Raw genomic sequence first — 8,009 nt, 5'->3', positions numbered from 1 at the left:
TGCTTGAAGGCAACACACACGGTACTGGTCTGCTGTACGTCCAAGCGGCCCAGCGTCTTGGTCTTCATCCAATTACCCTATCGGCTGATCCCGCTCAGTACGACTATCTTGCGGCGGAAGGCATTGAGGCAATCCGTGTCGATACAAAAAATCTCGATGCGCTGATCCGCGAATGTTCCCAGCTGCGTGCGACCTATGACCTTGCTGGCATTACGAGTGCTGGGGAGGTGGTCTATGCGACAGTTGGCAAGCTCTGCTTGCATTTCGATCTACCGGGACCGAACCCTGAATCGATTGAACGATGCTGCGACAAATTCACTCAACGTCAGCTCCTCGCGGAGGCTGGCGTTCCAATACCCGCTTATCGTTTGGCCGCGAATGCGACAGACGTGGAAAGCGCGGCGGCGGAGATCGGCTTCCCGGTGATTCTCAAGCCAGCCGTAGGCAACGGCAGCTACGGGGTCCGATTGTGCCGCGACGTCGACGAGTTGGCCGAACATACGACCTATCTGTTGGGCGGGAAGCACATATGGCGGTCCGCGCCGAGGATACTGATCGAAGAATTCGCCCAAGGCCCCTATTGTTGGCCTGCGGTAATGGGTAATGAAGTCATTGGGATTTGCGCCGCTGACTTCGGCCCCCCACCGCATTTCGTCATTCGTGAATGCACTTATCCGGCCCTGCTGAGGGATGACGAGCACAAGCGCATCGCCGATATTTCGCTGAGCTGTTTGCAAGCTCTCGGCCTTGGCTGGGGGCCAACGAATATTGAATTCCGGTGGACGAAGCGTGGCCCAGTCGTCATTGAAGTCAATCCGCGCCTTGGTGGCGTTCTTGCTCCTCAACTGGTTCAGTTGGCTTACGGTATCGATCTCGTCACCGAGCACATCAAGCTTGTCATTGGCGAGGAATGGAACCTGCGCAAAAGGCATTCGCACACTGCGGCTGCGCGGTTCCTGATTCCTGATCGCGATGGCATCCTTGATTGGATTGACGGCGACACTCAGGCGGCTGCTGTACCAGGTGTCGCCGAGGTCAAATTGAATGTTGAACCCAAGACGCCCATTGTCAGGAAGGGCGATTTCCGAGACTGGATTGGACATGTCATCGCTGCTTCACCCAGCCTTGCTGAAACCGAGGGCGCCCTTCAGCGCGCCGTCGACTTGATCGATTGGTCGATCACCCCTTTTCCAGCCGTTGAGAACAGAGACAATCTGTAGGTGCGCCACATAAGAGGTGATCGTCACCGAACATTGGTGCAAATTGAGGGCACGAGAGAGCAGCAGGTCGAAAATGACGCTTATCTCGATTCTGCATTCTATTGAAGACAGTGAGCGCATTGCGAACGATAGTTTTCTGGATGACCCGTTTATGCATATCACTGTTGGACGGAAAACGGACTGGGATATTAAGTCAATTCTTCGGAATAGGATGCACGGCTTAGATAGAAATCATGAAGCCAGCGGGGGTCGTGATATATGGAAACGTGATAATTTGATACTTGCTACGACATGGAAGATGAAGCTAATGTACAATGAATTTACAAGGACGAAATGTTAGTGAATGACTTCACTTCTACCGAAGCAATGGCAGCAGCAACGATCGGGATCAAATTGCTTTCGGCTCGCCGGCTAATCGTGAAAATTGGCTCAGCACTGATTGCAGATACGGAGACCGGAGAGATACGCGGTCCTTGGCTTGAAACGCTGATAGAGGATGTCGTCCGATTTTTCGCACGCGGGCAGCAGGTGATCATCGTCACCTCTGGTGCTGTCGCACTGGGATCATGTCACCTCAACCGGTTGGACAGATCTCTGCGAATTGAGGAGAGGCAAGCGGCCGCTGCGATTGGTCAGGTTCGACTCATGCTAGCTTATGAGCAGAGTTTGAAACGCCACGGGTTTGGCCTGGGGCAAGTGCTATTGACCGGCGAAGATATAGACAACCAGCATCGCCGCCTCAATGCGGCTTCAACCCTTCAACAACTTCTCAAAGTTGGCGCCGTACCCGTTATCAACGAGAACGACACGACCGCAACGGCCGAGATCTGTCTTGGCGACAATGATCGGCTGGCGGCACGGGTCGCGCAGATGGTAAACGCCGACGTCGTCGTTCTTCTTTCCAATGTAGATGGCCTTTTTACAGAAGATCCTCACGACAACCCTTTGGCTCGTCGGGTCACTGAGGTGCGATGCATTGACTCCGAGATTGAGGCCATGGCCGGTCATTCCCCTGCTCGCCACGGTTCGGGTGGCATGGTGACAAAGTTGATGGCAGCAAGAATCGCCATGGACGCGGGCTGCGAACTGGTCATTGCGAAAGGACACAAGCCTCACCCTCTCGCCGCCATCGAGAATGGTGGGCCATCAACGTGGTTTGTTAAGCCCACCAGAGGGAGTGTTCCCCGCGGCGACCGTGCCTACTGTTTGTCGCAGACCTAAGCGCCGTGGCTGGGTATTGACTTCATGAAGCTCTTCTCTGGCACGGCTGCTTTCTCGCCAAGTGCGGTCGAGGTTTGACTGAGTCATTGTGTTCGAGAAGGGTAGGCTTGTTGAGCTCAATTTGACCGCGAAAGTGTTCGTCAACCTACAGTACTCGCCGGCTCGTCGGCGCAGTTCCGGTCATCACCGCCCAGGAGGCGTAGTTACGCAACCGGCTCATGGAGAGAGCCAATGACAATGCCTGATTTCTCTTCGTTGAACGCCGAGGGAGGCCGTTGATGACCGATAAAACGATCCGCGTCGCGACGGATGTCGGCGGCACTTTCACCGATCTCGTTTGCTTCGAGACTGATCATTCGACGGGCGAGGCCCGCGTCATCACGGCGAAATCCGATACCACCCCGCCCAATTTCGAGAAGGGTGTGCTGAATGTCCTCGAAAAGGGTGGCGTTGACCCAAGTTCGGTCGACTTCCTTGCCCACGGCACCACCGTCGTTATCAACGCGCTAACGGAGCGAAAAGGTGCCAAGGTCGGGCTCATCACTACAGAGGGCTTCCGCGATACGCTCGAGATCGCGCGTGGCAACCGTCCCGACTTCTTCAACCTGCACTACCAGAAGCCGAAACCCTTCGTTCCGCGTTACCTGCGCCGCGAACTGCCGGGCCGCATATCCTACAAGGGCGAGGAGCTGAAGCCGCTCGACCTCTTCGGCCTTCCGGCAATCATCGAGGATTTCAAGACGGAATGCGTTGAAGCTATCGCAATCTGCTTTCTCCATTCCTATGCGGACACCAGCCATGAAAAGGCCGCACTCGCTGAGGTGCAGCGGCTCTGGCCAGGCGTCTCGGTCGTGTCCTCGCACCAGATTACACGCGAATGGCGCGAATATGAGCGTACCAACACGGCAGTGCTGTCGGCCCACGTGCAGCCGGTCTCCGAGCGCTACCTCTCGGGGCTGCTCGCGGGGTTGAGGGAGAAAGGTTTCAGAAAGAGCCCCTACATTATGCAATCCAACTGCGGCGTGGATTCACTTGAGTCGGTCTTGAAAATTCCGATCACAATGGTCGAATCGGGGCCTGCCTCTGGCGTCTTGGGCGCAGCCGAGCTCGGCAAGCTAATCGGAGAGGCGAACGTGCTCGCGCTCGACATCGGGGGGACGACGGCGAAGTGCTCGTTGATCGAGAACGGTGAGGTAAAGATCAAGACCGACTACTGGATCGAGCGCGATAGCACCTCAGCGGGCTATCCGATCATGGTGCCGGTGGTCGACCTGGTCGAGATCGGCAATGGCGGCGGTTCCATCGCCTGGGTCGATGATTTCGGCAAGCTGCATGTTGGCCCCCAATCAGCCGGCGCCGTACCAGGTCCCACGGCTTACGGACGGGGTGGCACGCAGGCGACCACAACCGACGCCAATCTCTGGCTCGGCCGCATCAACAAGGATTATTTCTGTGGCGGCGAAGTCGTCGCTGACATGGGCGCCGCGAAGGTGGCGATCGAAGCCGTGGGCCAGAAGCTCGGCGTGGACGCTGACGAGGCGGCGCGCGGCATCATCCGCATTGCCAACAACAATATGGTCAATGCCTTGAAGCTAGTCTCGGTCAACCGTGGCTATGACCCGCGCGACTTCACGGTCGTCGCCTTCGGGGGCGGCGGCGCCATGCACGCGGTGGCGCTTGCAGCCGAGCTCGGCGTGCGGAAGGTTGTCGTGCCGGCCGCCGCTGCCGTCTTCTCGGCCTGGGGCATGATGATGTCGGACCTGCGGCGCGACTATTTCGTGACGCGGCTCATCGATTTGAAGCCGGGCGCTGCAGCCGGTATCGAGCAGGCCTTCGCCGAAGCGGAGGAGCAAACCCGCAGACAGTTTGCAGCCGAAGGCATCGAGGCAGGCAGGATCCGGTTTCTGCGCTACGGCAAGTTCCGCTACCGGAACCAGGAACATACCACCGAGGTGCTGGTCGCCGCGGGCCAAATCATTGACGAGCAGCTCGCTGAGATCGAGGCATCCTTCCACGAGATTTATCAGCGTGAATACACCTATCGGCTCAGTGCGCCGGTCGAAATGGTCGGCATCCATCTGGTGGCCTCTGCCGAGGTCAGTAAGCCCACCATGCGGAATCGTGCTTCCACCGGAGCGACGGCGGAAGATGCACTCAAGGGCTACCGCAATGTCGATTACGCGCTTGAGGGCATTCACAAGGCGGCGATCTATGACGGCAGCAAGCTCGAGCCGGGCATGACCTTCAGTGGCCCGGCGATCGTGGAGGATTTGGGCAGCACCGTGCTCGTCCATCCGGGCAACCGGGTCCACGTCGACGGCTACGGCAACATCTACATCCATCTGGTGGGGTAGGGAGAGGACAATGGCGACAAGGACCGACGACCCGATCACGCTGGAAATCATCCAGAATTCGCTGCGGGCAACCGCCGACGAGATGTTCGCGGTCATGAAAAAAACTGCGATGAGCTCGATCATTTACGAGGTGCTCGACATGGGCACCGGCATCACCGATGCGGAAGGCGCGCTCGCCTCGTCGGGCGCAGGTATCCCGGCTTTCGTCGGGGTGCTGGACAAAGCCGTGAAGGTGATCGCGAAAAAGTTCGGCAGGCAGGGCGAGATCGAGCCAGGTGATGTGTTCGCAACTAACGATCCTTACTACGGCGGCGTCACGCATCTGAATGATATCGTGGTCGCGATGCCTGTCTTCGCGGGCGGACGCATCATCGCTTGGACGGCCAATATTGCCCACAACTCAGATGTCGGGGGCATAGCGCCGGGTTCGCTCACCGGCGAAGCAACCGAGATCTTCCAGGAGGGGCTGCGGCTCCCAGCTGTCCAGATAATTTCGAAGGGCGAACCCATCCACTCCGTGATGGAGATCATCAAAGTGAATTCGCGCATGCCTGACGTGCTGGAAGGCGATGTATGGGCAGCAATCGCCTCAGTGCGCATTGGGGCTAAGCGCCTGCAGGAGCTCGCCGAGAAGTACGGTGTCGAGACGTTCGAGAACGCCATGTCCTACTCCATGGATGTCGGCGAACAGGTCTCGCTCGCAGAGCTCGCGAGGCTGCCGAAGGGCGCATTCGAGCTTTCCGAAGAGCAGGATGACGGACGTATCTTCAACGTGAAGATTACGATCTCCGATGCCGAATTCGTGCTCGACCTGCGAGACAACCCAGACCAATCGACTAACCCGGTGAATAGCAGCCGCGACGGGGTTATGGTCTGCACGCAGATGCTATTCAAGTCGCTGGTCGATCCCAATTCGCCGGCAAACGAAGGCTCCTTCCGACCGATTCGGCTGCTGACACGCGAGGGCTCGGTCTTTCATGCCAGGGAGCCGGCGCCGCTCGGCTTTTATTACGAGGTCGAGCTGCGGATAAAGGATCTAATATGGCGCTGCCTAGCGCCGCATATGCCCGAGCGGCTGGCGGCTGGACATTTTGGCTCGCTCTGCGGGACCTTTATCGGCGGTATCCACCCCGACACGGGCCGTCAATACACTATCATCGAACCGCAACTGGGCGGTTGGGGTGCAGGCCACGGCCGCGATGGCAATACCGGCATCTTCTCGAGCTTCCACGGAGAAACCTACAACTGTCCGGCAGAAATCAACGAGGCACGCAATGGTCTCTACGTGGACCGAATGGAGCTCAATCTGGAGCCGGGCGGTGAGGGCAAATATGTCGGCGGCCGTGGGATCGTAATGGATTACCGCGTCCGTGCCGACAATGGCTTTCTCACCGTCGTCTATACGCGCTCGAAGTTCCCACCCTGGGCGCTAAATGGCGGCCGGGAGGGCTCGCCCAACTATGTCCGGTTCATCCGCAAGGACGGCACCAGCGAGCGCTTCGCCTTCGTCTCGGGACATGTTACGCACACCGACGACGTGATCCGCGTCGTGACCGGCAGCGGCGGCGGGTATGGGGATCCAAAGCAGCGTAACCGTGCAGCAGTCGAGGAGGATATCAAGAACGGTCTTATCACGCGCGAGCGCGCGCGGGGGGTGTATGGAATTGAGTAGGTGGCCTCATTGAGGCTAATTTTCTTCCCGGGCTCTGCTGCAAGATTGCGCGGGAACTCGAAGTGACGAGGAGCGGCGGCATTGCCGAATCGTCACGATGGCAATGTGATCGACCGCAATGCTGCTTAGCCGTCATCCCCTCAAGATCGCGCGGACTCAGAGTGTGGGCCGTATACCAAGGGTACGCCCAGCAAGATCACTGACCGTTCAAAGGAGGCCTTGAACATGGATAACACTAACATGCCTGTAGCTATAGACGCCCGCCCGTAACAACAGAGCCTGCTTACGGTGCAACGTACTGTTCCGGCGGCACCTTTCGTGCAGCGGCTTGAGGGGCGAGTTCCTAGCCTGGAAAATTCATGGTGGGTTGGCGGAAGTGGTGCAAGCCATTGAATTGACGTAGGATTTTGTTACTAAAGCCGATCCGAATCATTTCCCGGAGACCACATCCGCCATGAACGATCTTACGCTGCCGCTGAGCAGTTTGTCATCTGTCGGCGGCAAGTCCGTCGTCGCCCGTTTCGACGGCGGCATGCTGTCGTCCAACAGCGGCGTTCTCGCTCTGGCGGAGGTGGAAAAGCAGCTGCGTGTGGCTGAGCGTCTTGCGCGCTGCATCGATGATCCGCGCAGCCCGGACCAGATGGTCCACAGCCTGGCCGACATGATCGGCCAGCGCGTCCTGGGCCATCTTGAAGACCGGGTCGGAACGCAGCCGGTTGGCGTCGTTGCCGTCCTCGTAGCCGGCGGCAATCATCTTCATGCGGATGCCGTCGGGTCGGGATCTGGCCTCCCAATCGCGCGGGTGGTCGAGATGAAGACTCAGATCCGCTTGCCATCTGCCGACATCCTGCCCCGACCAGCGACCGCAACCCGCAACCCCCGCCTGCCATCACGACGGATCAACCCCGGCGCCGATGAAGCTCGTCAAAAGGACACCGCAACGCTAACCAAATGACCCTTCATGCCGCCGAAAGTCGATCGCTGTGCATCAAACGGGCTAGGTCGAAGCTGACGGCGAGCAGCCTTCGCGCGGCGAAGATCGTCGAATTGGTGGACGAGAACGAAATCCTCTTTATGCTCCGACAACCAGCGGCGGTAGTGCGCGGTGCAAGATTGCTGGGCCTGAGGGCGGCCCGTCTTCTGTGCATGAGGCTCTGCGCCGGCCAGCCGGCTTAACCCTCGTACCGTTGCATATCGGATGACGGGCCGCCCTCAGGCCCAGCAATCATAGGGACTAGGTGTTTGATCCCAACTCATCACGTCGAAGCCGACGTTTATCGCGGCATGAGAGACGCCGGCATCCTTCCACCGCGTCAGAAATTGAAGATCGAGATCCGTATGGGGCGCAAAGCCTGCATGCGAATCCCAAATGAATGCGTTTCGAAACACTGCTCGAAAATGGTTTGCTACTGACAAGATGACCTCCTGGTGACGATCGTCGCCCGCCGTGCTCAATCGACGAGCAGGACGACTATGGGTCTGGTGAACGTCAGTTCCGCTGCGTGAGCTACGCATTCTCTCCTATACTCATCTTTGAAATTC

General features: G+C 58.3%; 4 protein-coding genes and 1 pseudogene. All 5 read left to right on the top strand.

Annotated features, from left to right (window positions below):
* Positions 1–29: 29 nt before the first annotated feature.
* The gene (locus tag IQ26_RS33365; protein WP_145722610.1) at positions 30–1,220 is read left to right on the top strand and encodes an ATP-grasp domain-containing protein; all 1,191 of its coding nucleotides are present in this window, start codon (positions 30–32) and stop codon (positions 1,218–1,220) included.
* A 339-nt stretch (positions 1,221–1,559) separates the two neighbouring features.
* Positions 1,560–2,441: a glutamate 5-kinase gene (gene proB / locus IQ26_RS33360; RefSeq protein WP_240547362.1), complete on the top strand. Its 882-nt coding sequence runs from the start codon at positions 1,560–1,562 to the stop codon at positions 2,439–2,441.
* A gap of 278 nt (positions 2,442–2,719) precedes the next feature.
* Positions 2,720–4,795, top strand: coding sequence for a hydantoinase/oxoprolinase family protein (locus tag IQ26_RS33355; protein WP_145722605.1), 2,076 nt, complete (start codon positions 2,720–2,722; stop codon positions 4,793–4,795).
* Between the two features lie 10 nt (positions 4,796–4,805).
* The gene (locus IQ26_RS33350; protein WP_145722604.1) at positions 4,806–6,467 is read left to right on the top strand and encodes a hydantoinase B/oxoprolinase family protein; all 1,662 of its coding nucleotides are present in this window, start codon (positions 4,806–4,808) and stop codon (positions 6,465–6,467) included.
* Between the two features lie 454 nt (positions 6,468–6,921).
* Positions 6,922–7,149 (top strand): annotated as a pseudogene (locus IQ26_RS33345) (transposase); the annotation flags it as partial.
* Positions 7,150–8,009: the final 860 nt, after the last annotated feature.

The organism is Mesorhizobium tianshanense, from assembly GCF_007830515.1.
GTDB classification, from domain to species: domain Bacteria; phylum Pseudomonadota; class Alphaproteobacteria; order Rhizobiales; family Rhizobiaceae; genus Mesorhizobium; species Mesorhizobium tianshanense.
This window is presented reverse-complemented; position numbering and strand designations above follow the sequence as displayed.

What these genes read in the sequence shown, in the direction of transcription:
- IQ26_RS33355 (WP_145722605.1), top strand. Translation starts at nt 2,720, where the DNA reads ATGACCGATAAAACGATCCGCGTCGCGACGGATGTCGGCGGCACTTTC.
- IQ26_RS33350 (WP_145722604.1), top strand. Translation starts at nt 4,806, where the DNA reads ATGGCGACAAGGACCGACGACCCGATCACGCTGGAAATCATCCAGAAT.